This is a genomic window from Ligilactobacillus animalis, from assembly GCF_009933595.1.
GTDB lineage: Bacteria > Bacillota > Bacilli > Lactobacillales > Lactobacillaceae > Ligilactobacillus > Ligilactobacillus animalis.
The window spans coordinates 817,268-839,102 of record NZ_CP047141.1 but is presented as its reverse complement, the minus strand read 5'-3'; the positions used below and the strand labels follow the sequence as shown (position 1 = coordinate 839,102).

Below are 21,835 nucleotides of genomic sequence, written 5' to 3'. Positions count from 1 at the left end.
TTCAATCTAAAACAAATCAAAAAGCAATATTTTTTTGCAAAAAAATATGATCGCCAAATAATTGACGACCATTATTTCTTTAACTATCTTTACTTTGAATAACACACAACACGCCACTATCAAAGCTAAAACTAGCACTTTCGCCAACAAATTCATTGCTGACATATGCAGTTGGCAGTGAAAGATCTTGCTCAAATAATTGATATTTTTCATCAGGGAGCGTTAGTTTAGTTACCGGTGTTAAGGAAATAAATGAGAGATAACTCATTTCTTCTAACTTAGTTAATGTATAACTTCCAGGTAAATAAAATCGAATTTCATTTTGACAGTCTTTGAAGCAAACTTTAGGCACAAATGTCGGAAAATCTAAACGTAAAACGCTAAATAAATTAGCCAAAAAATGATCACTTCGTCCCCCAGTGGCCCCGTAGACCACGATCTGTTCCGGATGATACCGGCGCTCGATCTCTAACAATGCTACTTCAGTATCGGTATAGTCTTTTTTTGCCGGTAAACTACAGATAGCTTGACTGGCTTCTGTGACTAACTTGACTTGTTCTGCAGTTGCAGAATCAAAATCGCCAACAGCTAATAAGGGCTTGATTTTTGCTTGACATAAGCGGACTGCTCCCATATCAGCTCCGACCCAGCGTTCATTTTTCTTAGCTTGCAAAAGCCCTGGTGGCAGATGATCCACTGGACCTCCGACTAATAAATTTACTTGCATCCTATCTAGCAGCTTCTTTTAACGTTGCGATCTGCATTGCTGGATCTTTTGCGTTAAAAACGTATGAACCAGCAACTGCAACTGTTGCTCCCGCTTGGGCAACTTCTTTGATCGTTTCAGCATTGATCCCACCATCAACTTCGATCTCAAAGTCAAGCCCATGTTCTTTTTTATAAGCTGCTAATTCAGCTACCTTAGCAACTGTTTCAGGGATAAAAGCTTGACCACCAAAACCTGGATCGACTGTCATGATCAAAACTTGATCGACTAGCGGTAAAATTTCTGCTGCCGCCATAACTGGTGTCCCTGGATTCAAAACAACTTCTGCTTTCAGACTACTAGCTTTGATCTGGCTCAAAACACGATGGATATGCGGTGTGGCTTCTAAATGGACCCCAACGATATCAGCACCTGCATTTTTTAGATCAGTGATATATTTTTCTGGTTCATCGACCATCATATGACAATCAAAAACTAATTCTGAATGCTTGCGCAAAGCCTTTACTACATTAGCTCCAAATGTTAAATTATCGACAAAATGGCCATCCATTATATCGATGTGTAAATATTCAGCGCCTGCCTTTTCTACTACAGAAACATCATCTTTTAAATTTGCAAAATCAGCACTTAAAATTGAAGGTGCAATTTTCATATTAAATTCCTCCGTTATCTATATTTAGGTTTTTGATTTATGATCATATCATGAAACAACTGGTAATTAGCATAGCGACTAGGCATGATCTCTCCCGCCTCGACTGCTGCCTTGACTGCACATTTAGGTTCATTGATGTGCATACATCCCCTGAATTTGCAGTCAGCTTGATGAGCTACTAGATCTGGAAAGAGCGTTGGAAGTTGTTCTTTAGTGATCTCTAATAATTCAAAGGATGAAAAACCAGGCGTATCAGCTAATAGATTATCTCCGATCGGCAAAAGTGAAACTTTACGTGTCGTATGCCGTCCACGACTTAAGGCCTTAGAGATCTCGCCAGTTGCTAGCTCTAAACTGGGCTCTAACTGATTCAAAAGTGTGGACTTGCCCGCACCAGTCTGCCCCATAACAACGATGACTTGATGATGTAAATTTGCTAACATCGTCTCTAACGTCTCCGGTCGAGCTGGCAAGCTGCCCCGATAGACCGGATAAAACTTAGCATAGTAGTTGAGGATCGGATCAAGCTTGGCTTTTTGTTCTTCGGTAAGAAGATCATATTTTGAAAAATACAAAACTGGTGAGACATCATTCGCCTCTAACATCGCTAACTGACGGTCAAGTAAATTACTGGAAAAATCCGGTTGGACACATGCGGTAACTACCAGAGCTGTGTCTAAATTGGCCATTGGTGGTCTGACTAACTGATTTTTTCGCGGATAGATCTCTAAAATATATCCTTCGTCGGCTTTTTGCGCTTTAAACTCTACCCAATCCCCCACCAGCGGAGTTTGCTTTTTTTTGCGAAAATTTCCTCGTGCTCTAGTTCGATACTCTACACCATCAGTAGTGACCACATCATAGTAGCCACTTAAAGATTGTCTGATCTGTCCTTTTGTCAATTACTCTATCACCTTTCATTTCTATTCTACTTCATAGTTGTAGGGAATATTTTCAGTCTTACTACCCAAAGTTATCTCCAAAACATCACCTTCGTGCAAAGGTGTCCCTACTGCTGGCTCTTGGGCGATCACGAACATAGCTTTCTTCTTTGAACTTGATGTTTTTTTCACAACTAATTCTAAACCACATTCACTTGCATATTCCTTAGCTTCACTCAAAGTATAGCCTGTTAGATCGATCATCCCTTCTAAGTTAGGGCCTTGACTGACTGTAAATGTTACCGTCGTTTTGGCAAAGGCAACTTTCTTTTTAGGTGAGATCGATTGGGCAATTATTTCACCACTTGCTACGCTATCTGAATACTGTTTCTTTTGTTTGACCGTGACCCCTTGAGCTTTCAATTTACGACTAACATCACTAAAATCACGACCACGATAATCGCCAAAAGCTTTTTTAGGTAGCCCCTTAGATAAGATCAGATCGATCTTAGTGCGCTGTTTGACTGTCGTTCCCTTACTTGGAGAGGTAAAGGTCACACAGCCTACATCATAGCGGTCATCGTATTGGTAAGTCACTTTACCTAGACTCAAGCGTTGACTTTCCAATAACTGGACCGCTTCTTTCTTATGCATTCCCTTTAAATTAGGGACCGATACATCTCTTGGAAGCGTATAAACAATCGCCCCAAGAACCACTAGTAACGCTAAGATCACTAGCAACCAAATTTTCAACCGCTTAGGCCGAACTTTCACGGCTTTTTTAGGTTCTGGTGTAATTTGTACCGTCTTAGTTAAGTTTTTATCTTCACGAGCTACCTCATCATAAAAATTAGGTAAGATCTTAGTCTCTTCTTCCACATGTATCCGCGGACGCCAACGTGGCTCAGCTGTTCGTTTTTCATCTAAACAAGTTGCTAGATCAGCTTGCATCTCTTCCACGTTTTGATAACGATCAGCGCAATCTTTAGCAGTAGCATGCAAAACGATATTTTCTAAGGCTTGGGGGATATCTTGCTTAAATGAACGGGGCGATGGCATTTGACTGCGATAATGTTTCAATGCGATCGAAACAGCTGTTTCACCATCATATGGAACGCGCCCTGTCAACATTTCAAACAAAATGATCCCTAATGAATAAATATCAGATTGTTGAGTTATCATGCTGCCCCGCGCTTGTTCGGGTGAGATATAATGAACTGATCCCATCAGCGTATTGGTCTTAGTCATAGTTTCTTCGGCTAAGGCGATCGCGATCCCAAAATCAGTTATTTTAACATTTCCCGCTTCATCTAATAAGATATTTTGGGGCTTTAGATCGCGATGGATGATCCCATGACTATGCGCTTCTTTTACGGCTGACAAGATCTGCTCCATGATCTCGATCACTGTAGCATAGGCTAATGGCTTGTGCTTTTCGATGTAGCGCTTGAGATCCATCCCTTTAACATATTCCATTACCAAATATTGCATACCATGATCTTCACCAACATCGAAAATATCAACGATATGTGGATCATCGAGCTCGATCAGCGAATTGGCTTCACGTTGAAAGCGCCTGATTGCAGCTTTATCGTCGCTTAGATCTAGACGCAAGAGCTTGACTGCCACCTCACGTTCTAAGATCAGATCGTAAGCTAGGTAAACATTAGCCATGCCACCTTCGCCTAAAGAGCGGATGATGCGGTAGCGACCATTGATCGCATAACCGGCTCTCATTTTTCATCGTCCTCCTCATCTGACCAAATTATCAAAACTGTGATATTATCCGAACCTCCAGCTAAATTAGCTTGCTCAACTAGTTTTTCAGCTTTTGCTTGCAAAGACAATTCGGGCAACTCTAAGATCTGCTTGATCTTTTCATCATCTAACATATTCGTCAAGCCATCCGAACAGAGTAAATACATATCGGTCGGCAATAGCTTTAAAATGCATGAATCGATCTTAGCTTGCTTAGAGACCCCTAACGTCCGTGTAATAATATTCTTGTGCGGATGATGTTTAGCTTCTTCCTTGCTGATCTCACCACGCTTGACTAATTCATTGACATAAGAGTGATCCTCTGTGATCTGCTCAAATTCACCGGCATGTAACAAGTACGCTCGACTATCACCGATATTTGAGATCGCGATCTGGTCGGCAAAGATCATCGCACATACAAGTGTCGTTCCCATTCCAGCTAGATCTTGATATTGATCAGCTCGTTTCAAAATACTATTATTTTCAACGATCACTTGATCTTCGAGCCATTTTATCGCTGCTGTTGCATCACTTAATTCTGTCTGTTCAAATAGGTAGCCGAGGTGAGAAACTGCCATTTCAGAGGCAACTTCCCCACCTAAATGTCCGCCTAAGCCATCTGCTACGATCGCAAAGCTAAAGCCAGCTTTATTTTTAAAAGTTGCGACGCGATCTTCATTGACTTGGCGGACTTGACCAACATCACTTGTATATGCGATCTTCATCTGTTACACCTCAGTTCTTTTAACTAATGTTGCGATATAAAATCCATCCGATAAGTGATCATCAGGATAGATCGTCAAGCCCAGCTCTTGACGGTCGGCTTTGAGCTCAAAAGCCGTTTTGGTTTTGACCTGCTCAAATTCTGGGTGGGCTTTTAGAAACGCCGAGACAGTTTGTTGATTTTCACTGTCTAAGATCGTACAGGTACTATATGTCAGGGTGCCACCGACTTTTAGTAACGGTGCCACCGCATCTAAAATGCTAACTTGGATCCGGTGAAGGTCTAATGAGTCTTGATATTTTTTCTCATACTTGACCTCAGGTTTGCGCCGTAACAGACCGATCCCTGAACAAGGAGCATCTACTAGTATTTTATCAAAACTTTCCTTAGCGAACTCTTCGGACGCCTTGCGTGCATCCATTTGTAAAGCTTTCACTTGCGCCTCAACATGGGCCCGGAGCGCATTTTGTTCTATCAAAGCGACTTTATGCTTATGGATATCCAAGCTAGTAACTTGGCCGGTCTCTAACTGGGTAGCGATCTGCGTAGTCTTTCCGCCTGGTGCTGCACAAGCATCTAAAACTTGGTCACCAGCGTTGATCGCCATCGATTCAACTGCCAACATCGCACTTTCATCTTGCACGATCGCTTGACCAGTTTTAAAAGCTTCTGTTGCTGGAATAAAGCCAGTGTTGACTTGCAATGCTAACGGCGTGACTGGACTTTTAGCTACTTCAAGTTTTTCCGCTTCTAACTGCGCCGCTAGGGCCTCAGCTGTCGTTACTTTAGTATTGATACGGACGGTTTGCTTTGGTGCTTGATTGATAGTTTCTAAGATACTTTTAGTTTTAGCTGTACCGACCTCTTTTTGCAACTGCTCGACCAACCACCGCGGTGTACTAGTCGCAATGCTCAAAGCTTCGATCGGATCAGTGATCGCATCTAAGCTCGGTATGCCTTGGCGATCGATCGCATGTAAGATCCCTGTGACAAACTTTCGGACCCCAGCATGCCCCTTAACTTTAGCGATCTCGATCGTTTCATTAAAGACCGCCCGTTTAGGAATATTATCCAAATATATCTGTTGATAAAGCGCCGTTAAAAGCAGTTGTTTGACCCAACTTTGTAATTTATTTGGCCGTTTGATAAAAGGCTTTAAATAATATTCCAAAGTAAGCTTATGTTGGATCACACCATAGACGATATTAGTCAATAAATGGGCATCCCGCTTTGTCAGTTCATTTTGCTTGATCGTTTGATTGAGTGCTAAATTTGAATATGCGCCTTGCTTTTCGACTTTTTCAAGCAATTCAACCGCTAAATAACGTGGTGTCTTATTTATCTTCTTTGCCATCTGAAATTACCTTTTGCCCTACTTTTAGTCCTTGACCAACACCATTTAAATAATCGGTGATCTTTAATTTAGGCTTACCTGCTGGTTGTAAAATTTTGACACTATAAGTCGTATTTTCAGCTGCAGCTAAGATCAGCTCATGTTTTGAAACTTCGACCACTGTCCCAGCTTCAAACTCAGTTGTTTGCGTCAATGGTTCGATCTCCCATAATTTAGTCCGCTTACCTTTGAGATCGGCAAAGTATGCGCCTGGAGCTGGGCGTAATGCACGGATCTTCCAGTCGAGTTCTTTAGCTGTCAGATCTAGACTCAAGCTCTCTTCTGCTGGTTTGATCGTTGGTGAAAAGACGACTTTAGTCTCATCTTGTTCAACTGGTTTGATCTCACCTGCGATCAATTGTGGTAGCATTTCTAGTAAGGTATCGCGCCCTAAGATACTCATCTTTTCAAAAATCGAAGCTGTATCGTCTTTTGGTCCGATCGGCATCTCTTTTTGAGCTAACATTGCGCCCGCATCCATCTGCTTGACCATATAGATGATCGTGACACCTGTCTTATCATCCCCATTCATGATCGCATACTGTACCGGAGCCCCCCCACGGTATTTAGGCAACAAGGAACCGTGAACATTGATCGCGCCGATCTTTGCTGCTTGGATCAGTTTAGTAGGTAAAAATTGACCAAAAGCGGCGGTAATGATCAAATCTGGATGTAGATCAATGATCTCTTGCATCTCAGGACTCCCTGAGATCTTTTCTGGTTGTAAAACCTTGATCCCATGTTTTAAAGCCATTTCTTTGACTGGTGAAGCTGTCAAGACTCGTTTACGTCCTGTATAACGGTCTGGTTGGGTCACGACTGCTTTTACGTCATATCCATTGGTCACTAGACCTTCTAAGATCGGGGCAGCAAATTGTGGTGTCCCCATAAATACTACTGATGTCATTTCACTTATCATCCTCTTTACTTAACATTATAAAAAATTGACTGGTTCACGATCGATCACGACCATGATCCCTTTTTTCTCACCGCTTTGGCTTTGTAAGAGCAAGTCTTGTAAATATTTTTCCAAAGCGGGTTCTTGTTTATATTTTATCACTAATTGGTAATAAAACCGATTCTTGATCTTTAAGATCGAACTTGGCGTTGGCCCTAAAACTAGCGCTTGTGGGCTCAAGCATTGGTCGAGTCCTTTTTTGATCGCAAAGCTTTCTTTAGCAGCTTCTGCCTCACTTTTAGCACTAACTGTGATCTTGATCGTATAGTAATACGGCGGGTAATTGTTCAAATGGCGCAAATTCATCTCATAGAAGAAAAATTGCTCATAATCTTGACGACAGGCTAACTGGATCGCATAATGCTCGGGATTATAAGTCTGAATGACCACTTGGCCGGTCTTATCGGCCCGTCCAGCCCGTCCACTTACCTGGGTCAAAAGTTGAAAAGTCCGTTCACTCGAACGATAATCTGGCAAACTCAAAGATGTATCAGCATTTAAAACTCCAACTAAAGTCACATCGGGGAAGTCTAACCCTTTAGCGATCATTTGTGTTCCTAATAAAATATCAGCTTCATGCGCTCCAAATTTAGCTAATAACCGCTCATGTGCGCCTTTTTTACGTGTTGTATCCACATCCATCCGTAAGATCCTTGCTTCAGGCAATAACTTTTCTAACTCAGCTTGGACTTTTTGAGTTCCGGTCCCATAGTAACGGATCTTTTTGCTATCACAACTCGGACAGCGATTCGGGATCGCTTCTTCATGACCACAATAATGGCATTTCATCGAGTGCGTATCCATGTGTAAGGTCAACGAAACATCACAATTCGGACACTTCAAGACAAAGCCGCAATCGCGACACAAAACAAACGACGAATAGCCACGCCGATTCAACATCAAGACGACCTGTTCTTTTCTAGCTAAACGTTCGGTGATCTGATCAAGCAATATCTGCGAAAAATCTGGAGCAGGCGCTGTTTTGACCGCTTCACGCATATCGACTAAAGTGACCTGTGGCAAAGAGCTACCATTGATCCGTTTAGTTAAATTCAATTGTTGATAAACACCTTTTTGCGCCCGCGCACGCGTCGCTAGATCTGGGGTCGCTGAGCCTAAAACGACGGGACAACTGTGGTATTTTCCACGCCAAAGCGCCACATCCCGGGCTTGATAATGGGGCATATCTTCTTGTTTATAACTCGCTTCATGCTCCTCATCAATAATGATCAGCCCAAGATCATCTAAAGGAGCAAAAATAGCTGAGCGCGCACCAACTACGACTTTGGCTTCCTTGCGCTCGATCCGACGCCATTCATCATAACGTTCTCCATCTGATAACGCACTATGCAACATCGCAACATCTTTGCCGAAACGCTCTTTGACTCTTTGGACCATCTGTGGCGTCAGCGATATTTCTGGTACGAGCATCAAAGCCGAACGTCCTTGGCTCAATGCATGGGCGATCGCTTGCAGATAGACTTCTGTCTTACCACTGCCAGTCACACCTTCCAATAAAAATGTAGTCGCATTTTTAGCTGTTATCGCTTGATCGATCTGTTCGACCGCTCGCTGTTGTTCAGGCGTTAATTGCTTGGGCGTAGTTACTTGGAGCGTTTTATCACCATAGGGATCACGATAGCGTTCTTGCTGAGCTAATTTTAGCCAGCCTTGCTGAGCCGCTTTTTTTAATTGATTTAGACTGACTTGTAAATCTGCTTGTAGCTTTGTTTGCAAAAAACTTTGGTGCGGATTTTGGTATAAAAATTCTAATAACTCCAATTGTTTATGGGCATTTTTCCGCACTTTAGCTTTGAATTGAGTATAATTTTGTTCATCGACCAGTGAAGTCACCACCCCGACTAGCTTAGCTTTAGCCCGATCTTTAACATGATAGACCACTTCTAAATGACCAGCTTGGCGCATTTGTGCTAACTTATTCAATTGTTGTGCCGACAATTTGCTCTCATCAAATTCGATCTCGGATCCTCCAGCAAAAAGTGAGTTCAGTTCTTGCGGTAATTCAACAGCCGAAAGCAAACGTAAACTCTTAGAATAACTCGCACGCATGACATTAGGCAACATCACTTGCAGGCAACGGATCTTAAATGAAAATGTCTTTTGGGCTAACCAATCGGCTAATTGTAAAGCTTCATTATTCAAAACTGGGGCTAAGTCCATTAAACTTGTAACGCGCTTAGGAGCGATCGCAAGCTCATATTCATCAGTCAGACCGACGATAAACCCTTGGATCTGGCGTTCTCCTTTACCAAAAGGAACGATCACTCGCATCCCTACCTGAGCTTGATCCTGTAATTCTTGCGGTAACTCATACGTATAGGGACGATTAGTCTGCATGGCGGGCACATCAACAATAACTTGCGCATAACGTGCCATCAGCTCTCACCTCGTAACTGCAAAGCAGAACTCAAGATCAGATCAGCTAATTGCGTCTTTTTTAGCTTACCCGTAGCTTTAGGTGCGTTTTTTCTTGTCAATAGCCAGGCTTCATTATCGTCAGCCCCAAAGCCGATATCTTTTCGTGAAACATCATTTGCAACTAAGAGATCAGCTTTTTTTTGCTGTAACTTTTTAGTTGCATGCGCTAAAAGATCGGTCGTTTCAGCCGCAAAGCCAACCAATACTTGCTCACGCTTTAATTTGCCTAACCGTTTTAAGATATCCGGATTTTTTACGAGCTCTAACTGCCATGTTTCAGCATTTTTCTTGATCTTTTGTTCTGCAACTGTTTTAACGCGATAGTCCGCCACTGCGGCTGCCATGATCACAATATCTTGTTTGGCATAATGGGTGAGCATCGCTTCCTCTAATTCTGCGGCAGTCTGGATCTCATATGTCGTGACCCCTGCTGGTGGCGTTAGTTTAGTCGGGCCAGTGACCAAGGTAACTTCTGCTCCCCGGGCTAAAGCTCGCTTGGCTAAGGCATATCCCATTTTTCCACTCGAACGATTGGCGATATATCTGACTGGATCGATCGCTTCTCGGGTCCCGCCTGCACTTATCAAAACTTTTTTTCCTCTAAGATCTTGTTCGATATTTTCTACGTCAGCGATCCAAGCATAGATAGCTTCTGGTTCGGGCATCCGGCCTTTACCGGCATAACCTTCAGCTAATAGACCATTCACTGGCTCTAAAATTGCAACACCATCGGCCTGTAATCGTGCAATATTGCGCCTTGTTGCAGGATCAGCCCACATTTTATCATTCATGGCAGGCACAACGTATTTAGGCGCTGCCGTCGCTAATAGAGCAGTCGTTACAAAGTCATCAGCTATCCCATTAGCCATTTTAGCGATCACATTAGCTGTAGCTGGTACTACCACAGCTAGATCGGTCCAATCGGCTAACTTGATATGTGGTACAGGTGAATCATTTTCAAAGAGATCGGTATAAACTTCTTGATGGGTCAAGCCCTTAAAAGTTAGTGGTGTAACAAACGCTTGCGCCGCTTTAGTCATTGCGACCTTGACCTTTGCCCCTTGTTTAACGAAGAGTCGCGCCAAAATAGCTGCTTTATAGGCCGCGATCCCACCACTTACATAGAGCGCTATATGTTTTTTCTCCAAAAAATCAGCCCCTTTAATTATCTATACATATTTTAGCACATTCCTCAAATTTAATATTTTTAGTTGTTCAAAAAAAATGAGACCAAGGTCAACCTCAGTCTCACTCTACTATATTAGCCTTCTTCACCTTCAGATTTGATCTTAAGGTCACCGGCAACGATTTCTTCTAAAGCTCGGCCAACACTTTTTACCGATTCATATTCGCTTAACATTGGATGTGCCCCAGCATCAAGTTCATGGGCACGCTTAGATGCAAGCATGATCAAAGAGTAACGTGAATCGACACGTTCTAAAAGTTCATCTACTGATGGATATAAAATCATTGAATATTCTCGACTATATGAATGTGAACAAGTCAAAATAAACTTGTGAAGAATATAGTCTCTTCCTTTCCTAGATTTATTGCGCTATTGCCTCACATTTAAACTTCTTAGCTCTCGACTTAAAGCGGTCAGTCGACCCCTAATTGTTTCTTATAATCAGGCAAGAAACGTTTAACACGCCAACGTTCAGCCCGAATGATCGTTTTGATCTTTTCAGCTGCCTTAGCAACTTCATCGTTTACGACCGCGTAATCGTAATTTTGCATCATTTCGATCTCGTCTTTTGCCTTTTCCATACGCTTATCGATCGTTTCTAGATCATCAGTCCCGCGATTGATGATCCGTTGGCGAAGTTCCATTAGGTCAGGTGGGGTCAAGAAGATGAACAAGCCGTCAGAAACTTTTTCACGTACTTGCATTGCACCTTTGACTTCGATCTCCAAAAAGACATCCTTACCCGCATCAAGCATCTCATTAACGTATTTTAATGGTGTACCATAATAATTGTCAACATATTGAGCATACTCCAACATGCCTCCGTCAGCGATCTCTTTTTCAAACTCTTCTTTTGAAACGAAGTAATAATCTTTACCGTCAACTTCGCCTGGTCGCATTTGTCTAGTCGTCATTGAGATCGAATAGTCAAAGTTGTTTCCTTCTTGTGAAAAGATCTCCTTTCGCACAGTACCCTTCCCCACACCAGAAGGACCTGAAAGGACGATCAACATTCCTCTTTTAGCCATGCGCTTTATAACTCCTCAATTTATAAGTTTATATATCATTGTGCACTTTTTTAAGGCTTTTTTCAAGTCGTCATGTCCATTTTTGCAGATTTTAATTAAATTTTCTCAAAAAAATCTAGGGCTTTTCATGTCATGAGCATTCCCCTAATCAAGAACCACTTATTGTATATATGGTACCACTTCCAAAATTCCTAATTCTGCTATATAAAATGTAGAACAATATAGAAGTTTAAGTACATTCTTCTACATTGTTAGAAAGAATTATATAGTTTTTCCTTTCCTAATTTTATTTACTGCCGTCAACATTAGTATTCCCATATCCTAACGAGAGGGTAATGACAGTGACTAACTCTTACAGTTTAAGGGTGTAGCCCACCCCTGTATTTTTTATATCAGTGCTAATAAATTCAACACTGCGTTTTCATCTCTATCCATAATATTTCCGCATTCATAACAGATATATTCGTTATGCTTAGTTCCATATTTTAGGTTGCCATTAAGCCCAACTTTTTCTTCACCAGTCTTAATATAACCGCATTTAGAACAACGTTGCGTACTTGGATAATATTTATCGGCTAAGATAAGTTTCTTATCATACCAATTGCACTTATAGCTCAATATCTGTCTGAAATAACCAAACATTGAACGTTGTAGCCCTTTGGAAGCGACATGAGTCATCTGCATTTCTTTAACCGCCAAGTCTTCAATTACGATCTTGTCGTATTCTTCAACTAATTGAGTTGTAAACTTCTGCATAATATCATGTTGGATATTAGCTACTTTGCGATAATCACGTTGCAACTTGGCTCTCGTCTTAACGTAATTATTACTTTTAGTAGCTCGTTTCCCATTTACTGTGCGCTTTTTTGCTAAGGACTTTTGATAATATTTGATACGCTGATAGAGGTGGTTTAAACGTTTAGGTAAAGTGTTGATTTGACCAGCGGTGTAATTGAAGTGTCCAACATTGACATCGACCGCTGTTACACGGTTAGTTTTAGCTTTGTTTGCCACTTCGATCTCAAAAGGTAAACTTGCCCAATATTTACCATTTTCACGGTAAATTGAAACAACTTTTAATTCACCATCTAATGATTTAGCACCTTTAAATCGAATATCGTACCATTTTTTGATACCATGTGGCTTATCTAATCGTAACTTACCCTTAATAATCTTGGCACGGTCAGTTTTAAAACCCTGTCTAGTGGCTTTCTTTGATTTAAAACGTGGTTTACCCCAATCAACTTGTGCCTTATCAAAAAAGTTCTTCCACGCTTTAGATAAATCTTCGATCGCCAACTGTAAACAACGTGCAGATAGTCGGTATTGCCAATCAGCTTTATTAGCCACTAACTCGTTGCGAACCTTGTATTCATTTGGTCTGAGGCGCTTATCATCTAAGATCAATGCTTCTTCATACATATCATTCCATAAAGCCAAACCAGCATTCCAGCAATAGCTGCGATAATCACACAAGTCATCTAAGACTTTCTGCATGGTTTTATTTGGATAAAGTCTAACTTTTTGGGTTCTTAACACCATTATTTTCACCACCCTTCAAAGATCTGTCGTTTTCTAGTTTATGCTTATATTTACGTAAACCATATAAACGACAGGAAAATACGTGTACAATACTCACCATATCATCAATCATTTCTTGCGTTGGACTAGCTTTAACATTATTCAATACCACGATCTTAGTATTGTGTATTTTACATAATCGTTCAAACCACTCATAACCAAAACGAATAAATCTATCTTTATAAGTAATGTAAATCGTATCAATCTGATTATTCATTACTTCTTCTAGCAATTTATTCCACTTTTTTCGATTGTAGTTAAGCCCACTGCCAACATCAGTAATTGTTTCATCTAAAACAACGCCTCTAGCGTTAACGTATTGCCTAATAAAGTCAATTTGATTTTTTAAATCATCTCTTTGACTATTTGTTGATACTCTAGCATAGGCGACTACTTTGCGCTTGTTGGACTCTGGATTTACCAATATAGTTTAAATATTGTTCTTCAGTATAATATCTTCGATTGGTGGGAGTCCGATATGCTTTTAACACACCTTTACTATCCCAAATTTGCAAAGTTCTGACTGTAACACCTAAACGTTCAGCCATTTCTTTCGGTTTTAACATTGTCATAATAACCACCCACATTTTTACTTCTTTCCATGGTTTGTTATAACACATTATTCTATGTTTTTGGTAACAGTTAACCACTCCTCTGATTTACATCAATATATTTTTATCCAAACTTTCTCTTGATTTATCGAACGGATGTTCATATAATATAAATATCAAACAAATGTTCTAGGAGGGTATTTACCATGACACTTAAAAAATTCTTCAGCCCTGAAAATTTGAGCAAATTGACTAAAAATCTCCATACTAAAGCACAATTATTCTTTGAACTCGAACAAACAACGCCCACTCCACGTACAACAGATTTTGCAAGTATCCCACCAAAACAACTTGCCCTTTTCTTACAACAAGCGATCCGCTCTCAAAAAACAGCTACCCTCACTTTAGCCCTAAAAGATGGCTCGACTGAAACACTCAGTGGCAAACTTGATTCGATCAAAAATCGTTTCGACGCTGTGACACTTAAGATATCAGATAAGCAGACCCGTGTCGTCTTTACCAAAGATATCGTTCATCTCGGTTTAGAACGTTTTTCTGTTAAAGATATCACCCTTCACCACCCAGTTCTTATCAGTAAATAGCAAAAAAACCTGTCGTAAAAATGACAGGTTTTTTAACTAATGTTTCATAATTAATAGAGTTCTAAGTATTGATCGCGTTCCCATTGGGATACTTCTTGGCGATATGCTTCCCACTCTAAACGTTTAGCTTCAACAAAGTTGTTGTATAGATGAGGGCCCATCGCATTGATGATCACTTCATCAGTCCGCAAAGCTTTTAGCGCATTATGCAAGGTCGATGGTAGATCCTCGATCCCATTAGCTTTGCGCTCTTCTTCACCCATAACATAGATATTGCGGTCAACTGGTTTTGGTGGTTCGATCTTATTCTTCAAACCATCTAACCCAGCGGCTAAGACAGCAGCTACCGCAAGATATGGATTAGCGGATGGATCAACACTACGCAATTCGACCCGTGTGGACAAACCACGAGCGATCGGTACACGGATCAATGGTGAACGGTTATGGCCAGACCAAGCTACGTAAACTGGAGCTTCGTAACCTGGAACTAAACGCTTATAAGAGTTGACCGTTGGATTCATGACCGCTGTATAGTTACGCGCATGTTTGATCAAGCCCCCTAAGAAGTAACGAGCTTCTTGTGAAAGTTGTTCTTCAGCATTTTCATCAAAGAAAACATTACCCTTTTCATTGAAAAGTGACATATTCAAGTGCATCCCTGACCCATTGATCCGATCAAGTGGTTTTGGCATAAATGTTGCATGTAGTCCATATTTTCTAGCTACAGTTTTAACAACCAGTTTGAATGTTTGGATATTATCACAGGCATGTAGTGCATCTGCGTATTTAAAATCAACTTCATGTTGACCAGGAGCAACTTCGTGGTGTGAAGCTTCAACATCAAAGCCCATCTTTTCTAATTCCAACACGATATCACGTCGACAATTTTCACCCAAGTCGACAGGGGCAAGGTCAAAATAACTTCCCTTGTCATTTAAATGTGTGGTTGGCTTACCTGTTTCAGGATCTAGTTTGAATAAGAAAAATTCTGGTTCAGGTCCAATGTTGAAGTCAGTAAAACCTAATTCTTTCATTTCATCCAAAATACGGATCAAATTATTTCTTGGATCTCCATAGAATGGTGTCCGATCAGCATTGTAAACTTCACAGATCAAACGCGCAACTTTTCCGTGTTCACTTCCCCACGGAAAGATCAACCATGTCGAGAGATCTGGGTAAAGCCACATATCGCTTTCTTCGATCCGCACAAAGCCATCGATCGAAGAACCATCAAACATCATCTTATTATCTAACACTTTATCAAGTTGGCTGATCGGAACTTCTACGTTTTTGATCGTACCGTAGAGATCAGTGAACATTAAGCGCAAAAATTGCACATGCTCATCTTTTGCCATTTTACGAATTTCATCTTTGGTGTAGTTAGGTTTTGCCATACTGATTGCTCCTTGTAATTTGATTAGAGACCGTTATTTCGGAAAGAAAATTGATTTTGTTTACTCAAACCGCTGACAGTCACGAATTCATCATGTAAGATCCGTCTAACATCAGCATCCGTCAACGATTTTTCACGTTTAGCTTGGCGTTTTGCCTCTTCTTGGGCGCGTTCAGCATAGATCTGCTTGATCCCTGCCATATTGATACCCTCAGCTAAATAATCTTTGACTTCTAATAATTTATCAATATTATTCAACGAATACATCCGACGATTGCCTTCATTTCGTTCAGGTATGACCAATCCCTGTTCCTCATAATAGCGGATCTGTCGTGCAGTTAGATCGGTAAGTTTCATGACCGTCCCGATCGGCAAAACAGCCAATGAGCGGCGTAACTCTTTTTCCTTCATAACATCCTCCTTTAGATCACTCCATTATCATAGCAACTCTAAATTGCATTGTCAACCACTTATGTTACATTTTATAACATAGAATAATAAATATTTATTTTTTTATATAAAAAAGCCGAGTATAGACCCGACTTTTGACTGACTAATCCTTATAAAATGCTTCTTTGGCAGCTTCCGTGACGGCTAATTTAACATGCGCATAAGATAGACCACCTTGAATATAGAGACAGTATGGCTCACGCAAAGGACCGTCAGAGGAAAGTTCGATCGTTGAACCTTCTGTGAAGCTCCCGGAAGCCATAATAACTTGATCTTCATAGCCATCCATATAACTTGGCACTGGATCAACAAAAGCATTCATCGGTGAATTATGCTGGATCGCAGCACAGAACTTGATCATTGGTTCTGGCTTACCAAATGTGACCGTTTGAACGAGATCTGTTCGCGGTGCATCCCATTTAGGCGAAACTTCCATTCCAAGTTCTTCTAACAAAGCAGCCGTATAGATCGCACCCTTGATCGCTTCACCTGTTGTATGTGGTGCCATAAAGACACCTTGATAGAAATCACGTAGATAGCCCCAAGTTGGACCTTCAGCCTTACCTAAACCAGGAGCATAAAGTTGCGCCGCTGCTTGAGCCACTAAATCTTTACGCCCAACGATAAAGGCACCGCCTTTAGCGATCCCCGCACCAGCATTTTTGAATAATGAACCCGCCATCAGATCTGCTCCATAAAATGATGGTTCTGTTGTTTCGGAAAATTCACCGTAACAATTATCGATGAAGATCACCGCATTGGGGGCATATTGTTTTACAAATTCGATCATTTCTTTAACTTCATCAACAACGAAACTATCGCGGGTCGCATAACCACGTGAGCGTTGGATCGCGACCATCTTGATCGACTTATCATTTTGTAATTTTTCTTTGACTGCATCATAGTCGACTTTGCCTTGTTCATTTAATGGAGTGTAGTCAAAATTGATATCATATTCTTTGAGCGTTTTTGGATTATCGCCCACAACACCGATAACTTGTTGGATCGTATCATATGGCATCCCTGTCATATAATAAAGCGTATCTTTAGGACGTAAAACACCGTAAAAAGCAGTTGCGATCGCATGTGTTCCTGAGATAAGTTGCGGACGAACTAAAGCGTCATCGACTTTAAAGTAGTCAGCAAAGATCGCTTCAAGTTTTTCACGTCCCATATCATCAAAGCCATACCCTGTTGAACCAACTAGATCTTCTTCAGCGACCCGGTGTTTTCTAAATAAACTTAACAAGCGTTGTTGATTGTAGAGCACTTGTTCATCGATCTTTTGTAAGTGACCGCTGATCTTTTCATCAACTTTCGCCACCTTTGCGATCAGATCCTCTGGTAAGTTTTGTTTCCATGAATTTAACATTGAAAATCCTCCATTATTTTGCGAGCCAGTCCGTAACCAACTCAATAATTTTTTCTTTTTGTGCTGGATGTTGTACGATATCAAACCAATTAACATCCATTTTATTGCGAAACCATGTCAATTGACGTTTGGCATAGCGTCGTGAATTTTGTTTGACTGCCAAAACAGCCTCTTCAAGCGTGCTCTTATCCTCAAAATATGGATAAAATTCCTTATATCCGATCCCTTTTCCTGGAGGCAATTCAGCCCCACCTTGCTCATAGAGAAAACGAGCTTCTTCCAACAAGCCCTGTTCTAACATCAGATCGACCCGTTGATTGATCCGTTCGTACAATAAAGCCCGCTCCGTCGTCAAACCGATGATCAAGGCATCGTAAGCTGAACTTTCTTGATCAGCCTGACTAGAAAATAAATTCCCAGTTTTTTCATAGACCTCTAAAGCCCGCACGACCCGTTGTTCATTTTGAAATGGGATCTTTGCAGCTGCCTTAGGGTCGATCTGAGCTAATTTTTCCCATAATTTTTTTTGCCCATATTCAGCTGCAAAAGCATGCCATTTGTTGCGTTTAGTCTCAGCCTGATCATAACTATCTTGCCCCAGCTTAAAATCATTTAATAACGCATGAAGATAAAAACCAGTTCCCCCAGCTAAGATCGGCAGTTTATCTTCCTTAGCGATCATTTGGGCATCTTGTTTACAATGCGCAATAAAATCCGCCACAGAAAAGCGCTGATCGATCTCATTTATATCAAGCATATAATGCTTGATGCCCTGCATTTCGGCGGGAGTCACCTTAGCCGTCCCAATATCCAGTCCACGGTAGATCTGCATCGAATCTCCTGAGATGACCTCACCATTGAATTTTTGGGCTAATTCAACAGCTAATGCCGTTTTCCCCACTGCAGTTGGTCCCACGATCAATAGTAGCTTTTGTGCCATTATCTTTCCTTTCTACAAGACTAATTTATTCACATGATTAATACTATCATATTTTTTAGCCAAAAGAGTTAAATACTGGATATTTTTTGGCTAATCATTCATAATAGGAGTAGTAATTCAAAAAGGAGGAATTCCCCTATGAAGACATTTGGTAAAGGCTTCTTAGTTGGCACGTTAACTGCTTTTAGTGCAGTTGCAGGTTGTGTTTACGCATTCAAGAAGACTGTAGTTGAACCGATTGAAGAACGCGAAGCTGTGTTGGATCAACATCGTCGTCGTGCATTGCGCAAGCGCCGTTCTTCCCATCAAGGATAATAGATAAGCTACCCACTCCATTTTCTGGAGTGGGTATTTTTATTTACTTTATCGTTCCCTAGCGATATCATAATGATATCGTAATGCTAAAATATTTTTAAGTGAGGATGCTTATGGACAAAGATGAAATGACGACCTTCTTATTTCGGTTGCCAGCTTCATTAAAAGAAAAACTAAGTAAGAAGGCTAAAGAAGAAAATAAAAGTGTCAATGCAACATTGCAATCGATCGTTGATGAATCTTTAACTAAGCCCACTAGTTCTGAGGCCTTAGAGAAACGAATGTTTTTAGGCAAACGCGTTTCGGCTAGGCAATTTGATGAACTCGATGGTCTAGTTAAAGTCGATGGCATCTATTATCGCTACTTGATCGAAAGTAACCAACCCTTAAAACTCGGTCACGATTATATCATCATCGAAGCGGTGGGGAATATCTTAACTTTACGACCACTTAATAATAAAGAGGAGTGAACTATTATGTTTGGGATCAAGATCGTTCGACAAAACTGTAAGGGACTCGTTGAGACCTTAGGTAAATACTCACGTTCAGTCGATGCTGGCTTACAATTCTACGTCCCTATCTTTCAAAAGATCCGGACAGTCGAATTAGCTATGCATCCACTGCGTTTACAAAAATATTCTGTCATCACGCAAGATAATGCTGAGATCGAGGCAAGCGTCACTTTGAACTATCACGTTACTGATGCTAAAAAATACACTTATGAGAACTCTGACTCTGTAGAATCCATGGCTCAACTAGTTCGGGGGCATCTACGTGATATCATCGGACGGATGGATCTAAACGCTGCGTTAGGTTCGACCTCTAAGATCAATGCTGAACTTGCACATGCGATCGGAGATTTGACAAATATCTATGGGATCAATGTCGATCGGGTCAATATCGATGAATTGACCCCTTCTAAAGAGATCCAAAAAGCCATGGACAAACAGTTGACCGCCGACCGTGAACGGGTAGCTGCGATCGCTCGAGCCGAAGGGGAAGCACGCAACATCAAATTAACGACCGACGCTAAAAATAAAGCCTTAGTCGAAACTGCACAAGCCCAAGCCCAAGCGACTAAAACACGGGCTGACGCTGAAAGTTACCGGATCACCAAGATCCAAGAAGCTTTAAAAAACGTTGATGATAATTACTTCAAAGATCAAAGTATCACGGCTTTTACCAACCTTGCCGAATCAGATACTAATCTAGTCGTACTTTCCAAAGAAGATATTACCGAACTAGGACAAGTACCTGTTATCAAAAAAATGTTAGATCAATAATGCCCTCAATGTCGGTCAGCACGACAAACAGCTATGATGCAAAATTACGCATCATAGCTGTTTTTGATATTTTAAAGCCTAACAGATCCTACCTCACAGCTTTTTTACAAAAATATGGGTGATAACCTTATCGCCATCACCCATACCTACTAGATTTTTTTAGTTTTCTTTTTGCCATCCCATTTAGAGTAACCACCCTTTAAAATGTAGATGTCGTTAAAGCCTTCTTTTTTCAAACGAGCTGCGATCCGGATCGGCATCGCTTTAGTCGTATCATAAAGATAAACTGGCGCATCTTTGCGCAAGGCATTTTCATAGAGTTTGAATTGTGCAAATGGCATATTTCTTGCCCCTAAAATATGTGAGCGTCCAAACTCTGCACTATCGCGTAGATCGATCACTTGTCCTTTACGTAGGCCTTGTTTGAACTCATCGCTTTCAACGATATGAGCAACTTTCTTGCCCCGGTACCACCAATATAGTTGTGTCCCAAGCATCCATAATAAGATAATGACCAAAACAAGGTCGATCCAAAGCCATGCTGAAATTTCACCCAATACAAAATTCATAAAAAAAACCTCCTAGACTAAAACAGTCTCACCCAAAAGCGAGACTGTTTAATTGATCAATACGTTTATTTAAATTCCAAAGCTAAAGAAGCAGCCCCGATAACCCCAGCAGAGTTACCCAATTGTGCTAATTTTAGTTTTGTCGTATTGCGGATCGTTGGGAATGCAAATTGCTTGAAGTAAGCTTCAACTTGATCCAATAAGAAGTCCCCTGCAGCAGAAACACCGCCACCGATAACAACATATTCTGGATGCAAAATGCTACTGATATTAGCACTTGCTAACCCTAAGTAATAACAAACACGATCAACAACACGTTTAGCCAAGATATCATCTTGTTTAGCTAGATCAAAGACCATCTTGGAGCTGATCTCTTCACCGTTATCTAAAGCACGCTTCAATTCAGAATCGCCAGCAAATTCTTCAGCCATATCACGTGCTACGCGTACAACACCAGTAGCTGAAGCATATGTTTCTAAACAACCTTTGTTACCACATGTGCAAAGGTAGCCATCAGGTTGAACGTTGATATGACCAACTTCACCCGCTGCACCTAAACCATGCAATAAGTTGCCATCAGCGATCAAACCGCCACCAACACCGGTACCTAAAGTGATAAATGCAACGTTAGCAGCATTTTCACCCGCACCTTTCCAACGTTCACCTAAAGCAGCAACGTTAGCATCGTTGTCAAGCGCAAACTTGATCCCTGTGCCTTTTTCGATCTCAGCTTTAACATTTTGAACTGTCTTCCAGTTCAAGTTGTAAGCACCTACGACCGTGCCAGCAGCCCGATCAACGGTCCCTGGTGTCCCCATCCCAATACCGATAAATTGGTCTGGTGTCATTTCATATAAATTCAAGTGATGGTTGATCGATCCAATGATATCAGGTACGATATGTGAACCTTCATCCAAAATGTTAGTTTCAATACTCCATTTTTGTTGGATCTCACCATCTGCTGTTAAAATTGCAAATTTGATCGTTGTCCCACCAAGGTCAACGCCGATAAGTTTCTTGTCCATACTAATAT

Annotated in this window: 22 protein-coding genes and 1 pseudogene; 4 read left to right on the top strand and 19 right to left on the bottom strand. The window is 41.0% G+C overall.

All coding sequences use genetic code 11. The annotated features are described in order from the left end of the window. Positions 1-79: 79 nt before the first annotated feature. The 13 genes and pseudogenes from GSR62_RS04150 to GSR62_RS04090 all read right to left on the bottom strand — a co-directional run bounded on the left by GSR62_RS04150 (position 80) and on the right by GSR62_RS04090 (position 13,899). The gene (locus GSR62_RS04150; RefSeq protein WP_035447870.1) at positions 80-727 is read right to left on the bottom strand and encodes a thiamine diphosphokinase; all 648 of its coding nucleotides are present in this window, start codon (positions 725-727) and stop codon (positions 80-82) included. A 1-nt stretch (position 728) separates the two neighbouring features. Then, positions 729-1,379, bottom strand: coding sequence for a ribulose-phosphate 3-epimerase (gene rpe, locus GSR62_RS04145; protein WP_035447869.1), 651 nt, complete (start codon positions 1,377-1,379; stop codon positions 729-731). 14 nt (positions 1,380-1,393) lie between these two features. Continuing rightward, positions 1,394-2,281, bottom strand: coding sequence for a ribosome small subunit-dependent GTPase A (rsgA, locus tag GSR62_RS04140; protein WP_010688881.1), 888 nt, complete (start codon positions 2,279-2,281; stop codon positions 1,394-1,396). Positions 2,282-2,302: 21 nt separating this feature from the next. Next, the gene (gene pknB / locus GSR62_RS04135; RefSeq protein ID WP_035447867.1) at positions 2,303-3,997 is read right to left on the bottom strand and encodes a Stk1 family PASTA domain-containing Ser/Thr kinase; all 1,695 of its coding nucleotides are present in this window, start codon (positions 3,995-3,997) and stop codon (positions 2,303-2,305) included. After that, the gene (locus GSR62_RS04130; RefSeq protein WP_010688877.1) at positions 3,994-4,743 is read right to left on the bottom strand and encodes a Stp1/IreP family PP2C-type Ser/Thr phosphatase; all 750 of its coding nucleotides are present in this window, start codon (positions 4,741-4,743) and stop codon (positions 3,994-3,996) included. The genes pknB and GSR62_RS04130 overlap by 4 nt, the downstream gene beginning before the upstream one ends. Positions 4,744-4,746: 3 nt before the next feature. Continuing rightward, entirely contained in the window at positions 4,747-6,096 is a 1,350-nt protein-coding gene (gene rsmB, locus GSR62_RS04125; RefSeq protein WP_066023851.1) for a 16S rRNA (cytosine(967)-C(5))-methyltransferase RsmB, read from the bottom strand. After that, positions 6,077-7,042 (bottom strand): methionyl-tRNA formyltransferase, encoded by a 966-nt coding sequence (gene fmt, locus GSR62_RS04120; RefSeq protein WP_010688874.1) that lies wholly within the window; start codon positions 7,040-7,042, stop codon positions 6,077-6,079. Before fmt ends, rsmB begins: the two co-directional genes overlap by 20 nt. Before the next feature lie 27 nt (positions 7,043-7,069). Next, a complete protein-coding gene (priA, locus tag GSR62_RS04115) occupies positions 7,070-9,490 on the bottom strand; it encodes a primosomal protein N' (RefSeq protein WP_066023850.1) in 2,421 nt (806 codons plus the stop codon). Beyond that, positions 9,490-10,680, bottom strand: coding sequence for a bifunctional phosphopantothenoylcysteine decarboxylase/phosphopantothenate--cysteine ligase CoaBC (coaBC, locus tag GSR62_RS04110; RefSeq protein ID WP_066023849.1), 1,191 nt, complete (start codon positions 10,678-10,680; stop codon positions 9,490-9,492). Before coaBC ends, priA begins: the two co-directional genes overlap by 1 nt. 113 nt (positions 10,681-10,793) lie before the next feature. Continuing rightward, positions 10,794-11,003 carry a DNA-directed RNA polymerase subunit omega gene (gene rpoZ, locus GSR62_RS04105; protein ID WP_004047376.1) on the bottom strand — a complete coding sequence of 70 codons (210 nt, stop codon included), beginning with the start codon at positions 11,001-11,003 and terminating at the stop codon, positions 10,794-10,796. 128 nt (positions 11,004-11,131) lie between these two features. Beyond that, positions 11,132-11,746, bottom strand: coding sequence for a guanylate kinase (gene gmk, locus GSR62_RS04100; RefSeq protein ID WP_010688870.1), 615 nt, complete (start codon positions 11,744-11,746; stop codon positions 11,132-11,134). A gap of 387 nt (positions 11,747-12,133) precedes the next feature. After that, positions 12,134-13,288 carry an RNA-guided endonuclease InsQ/TnpB family protein gene (locus GSR62_RS04095; RefSeq protein WP_066023848.1) on the bottom strand — a complete coding sequence of 385 codons (1,155 nt, stop codon included), beginning with the start codon at positions 13,286-13,288 and terminating at the stop codon, positions 12,134-12,136. After that, positions 13,263-13,899, bottom strand: a pseudogene (locus GSR62_RS04090) (IS607 family transposase). Before GSR62_RS04090 ends, GSR62_RS04095 begins: the two are co-directional and overlap by 26 nt. Positions 13,900-14,084: 185 nt before the next feature. On the opposite strand from GSR62_RS04090, the gene GSR62_RS09680 reads away from it, so the two are divergent. After that, on the top strand, positions 14,085-14,480 hold the full coding sequence (locus GSR62_RS09680) for a hypothetical protein (RefSeq protein WP_010688867.1): 396 nt from the start codon (positions 14,085-14,087) through the stop codon (positions 14,478-14,480). Positions 14,481-14,530: 50 nt separating this feature from the next. Here the strand turns inward: GSR62_RS09680 and glnA are convergent, their stop codons facing one another. The 4 genes from glnA to miaA form a co-directional block, all read right to left on the bottom strand. Next, a complete protein-coding gene (gene glnA, locus GSR62_RS04080; RefSeq protein ID WP_010688865.1) occupies positions 14,531-15,874 on the bottom strand; it encodes a type I glutamate--ammonia ligase in 1,344 nt (447 codons plus the stop codon). Between the two features lie 23 nt (positions 15,875-15,897). Continuing rightward, the gene (locus GSR62_RS04075; protein ID WP_010688862.1) at positions 15,898-16,284 is read right to left on the bottom strand and encodes a MerR family transcriptional regulator; all 387 of its coding nucleotides are present in this window, start codon (positions 16,282-16,284) and stop codon (positions 15,898-15,900) included. Between the two features lie 142 nt (positions 16,285-16,426). Then, entirely contained in the window at positions 16,427-17,695 is a 1,269-nt protein-coding gene (locus GSR62_RS04070) for a methionine gamma-lyase family protein (RefSeq protein WP_035449064.1), read from the bottom strand. Between the two features lie 13 nt (positions 17,696-17,708). Next, positions 17,709-18,635, bottom strand: coding sequence for a tRNA (adenosine(37)-N6)-dimethylallyltransferase MiaA (gene miaA / locus GSR62_RS04065; RefSeq protein WP_035449062.1), 927 nt, complete (start codon positions 18,633-18,635; stop codon positions 17,709-17,711). Positions 18,636-18,773: 138 nt separating this feature from the next. Here miaA and GSR62_RS04060 point away from each other — a divergent pair, with 138 nt between their 5' ends. From GSR62_RS04060 to GSR62_RS04050, 3 genes are all read left to right on the top strand, one after another. Further along, positions 18,774-18,950 (top strand): DUF3042 family protein, encoded by a 177-nt coding sequence (locus GSR62_RS04060; protein WP_004047366.1) that lies wholly within the window; start codon positions 18,774-18,776, stop codon positions 18,948-18,950. Positions 18,951-19,063: 113 nt separating this feature from the next. Continuing rightward, positions 19,064-19,420 carry an Arc family DNA-binding protein gene (locus tag GSR62_RS04055; RefSeq protein ID WP_035449060.1) on the top strand — a complete coding sequence of 119 codons (357 nt, stop codon included), beginning with the start codon at positions 19,064-19,066 and terminating at the stop codon, positions 19,418-19,420. 6 nt (positions 19,421-19,426) lie between these two features. Further along, complete coding sequence (locus GSR62_RS04050; protein WP_035449058.1) at positions 19,427-20,233, top strand: SPFH domain-containing protein; 807 nt, start codon at positions 19,427-19,429, stop codon at positions 20,231-20,233. Between the two features lie 149 nt (positions 20,234-20,382). Here the strand turns inward: GSR62_RS04050 and GSR62_RS04045 are convergent, their stop codons facing one another. Both GSR62_RS04045 and GSR62_RS04040 read right to left on the bottom strand, forming a co-directional pair. Continuing rightward, entirely contained in the window at positions 20,383-20,802 is a 420-nt protein-coding gene (locus GSR62_RS04045) for a rhodanese-like domain-containing protein (RefSeq protein ID WP_010688855.1), read from the bottom strand. 65 nt (positions 20,803-20,867) lie between these two features. Then, positions 20,868-21,827: an ROK family glucokinase gene (locus GSR62_RS04040; RefSeq protein WP_035449055.1), complete on the bottom strand. Its 960-nt coding sequence runs from the start codon at positions 21,825-21,827 to the stop codon at positions 20,868-20,870. Positions 21,828-21,835: the final 8 nt, after the last annotated feature.

Coding starts and splice junctions, on each gene's coding strand:
- GSR62_RS04150 (WP_035447870.1), bottom strand. CDS start 727: ATGCAAGTAAATTTATTAGTCGGAGGTCCAGTGGATCATCTGCCACCA.
- rpe (WP_035447869.1), bottom strand. CDS start 1,379: ATGAAAATTGCACCTTCAATTTTAAGTGCTGATTTTGCAAATTTAAAA.
- pknB (WP_035447867.1), bottom strand. CDS start 3,997: ATGAGAGCCGGTTATGCGATCAATGGTCGCTACCGCATCATCCGCTCT.
- GSR62_RS04130 (WP_010688877.1), bottom strand. CDS start 4,743: ATGAAGATCGCATATACAAGTGATGTTGGTCAAGTCCGCCAAGTCAAT.
- rsmB (WP_066023851.1), bottom strand. CDS start 6,096: ATGGCAAAGAAGATAAATAAGACACCACGTTATTTAGCGGTTGAATTG.
- fmt (WP_010688874.1), bottom strand. CDS start 7,042: ATGACATCAGTAGTATTTATGGGGACACCACAATTTGCTGCCCCGATC.
- priA (WP_066023850.1), bottom strand. CDS start 9,490: ATGGCACGTTATGCGCAAGTTATTGTTGATGTGCCCGCCATGCAGACT.
- rpoZ (WP_004047376.1), bottom strand. CDS start 11,003: ATGATTTTATATCCATCAGTAGATGAACTTTTAGAACGTGTCGATTCA.
- gmk (WP_010688870.1), bottom strand. CDS start 11,746: ATGGCTAAAAGAGGAATGTTGATCGTCCTTTCAGGTCCTTCTGGTGTG.
- GSR62_RS04095 (WP_066023848.1), bottom strand. CDS start 13,288: ATGGTGTTAAGAACCCAAAAAGTTAGACTTTATCCAAATAAAACCATG.
- GSR62_RS09680 (WP_010688867.1), top strand. CDS start 14,085: ATGACACTTAAAAAATTCTTCAGCCCTGAAAATTTGAGCAAATTGACT.
- glnA (WP_010688865.1), bottom strand. CDS start 15,874: ATGGCAAAACCTAACTACACCAAAGATGAAATTCGTAAAATGGCAAAA.
- GSR62_RS04075 (WP_010688862.1), bottom strand. CDS start 16,284: ATGAAGGAAAAAGAGTTACGCCGCTCATTGGCTGTTTTGCCGATCGGG.
- GSR62_RS04070 (WP_035449064.1), bottom strand. CDS start 17,695: ATGTTAAATTCATGGAAACAAAACTTACCAGAGGATCTGATCGCAAAG.
- miaA (WP_035449062.1), bottom strand. CDS start 18,635: ATGGCACAAAAGCTACTATTGATCGTGGGACCAACTGCAGTGGGGAAA.
- GSR62_RS04060 (WP_004047366.1), top strand. CDS start 18,774: ATGAAGACATTTGGTAAAGGCTTCTTAGTTGGCACGTTAACTGCTTTT.
- GSR62_RS04055 (WP_035449060.1), top strand. CDS start 19,064: ATGGACAAAGATGAAATGACGACCTTCTTATTTCGGTTGCCAGCTTCA.
- GSR62_RS04050 (WP_035449058.1), top strand. CDS start 19,427: ATGTTTGGGATCAAGATCGTTCGACAAAACTGTAAGGGACTCGTTGAG.
- GSR62_RS04045 (WP_010688855.1), bottom strand. CDS start 20,802: ATGAATTTTGTATTGGGTGAAATTTCAGCATGGCTTTGGATCGACCTT.
- GSR62_RS04040 (WP_035449055.1), bottom strand. CDS start 21,827: ATGGACAAGAAACTTATCGGCGTTGACCTTGGTGGGACAACGATCAAA.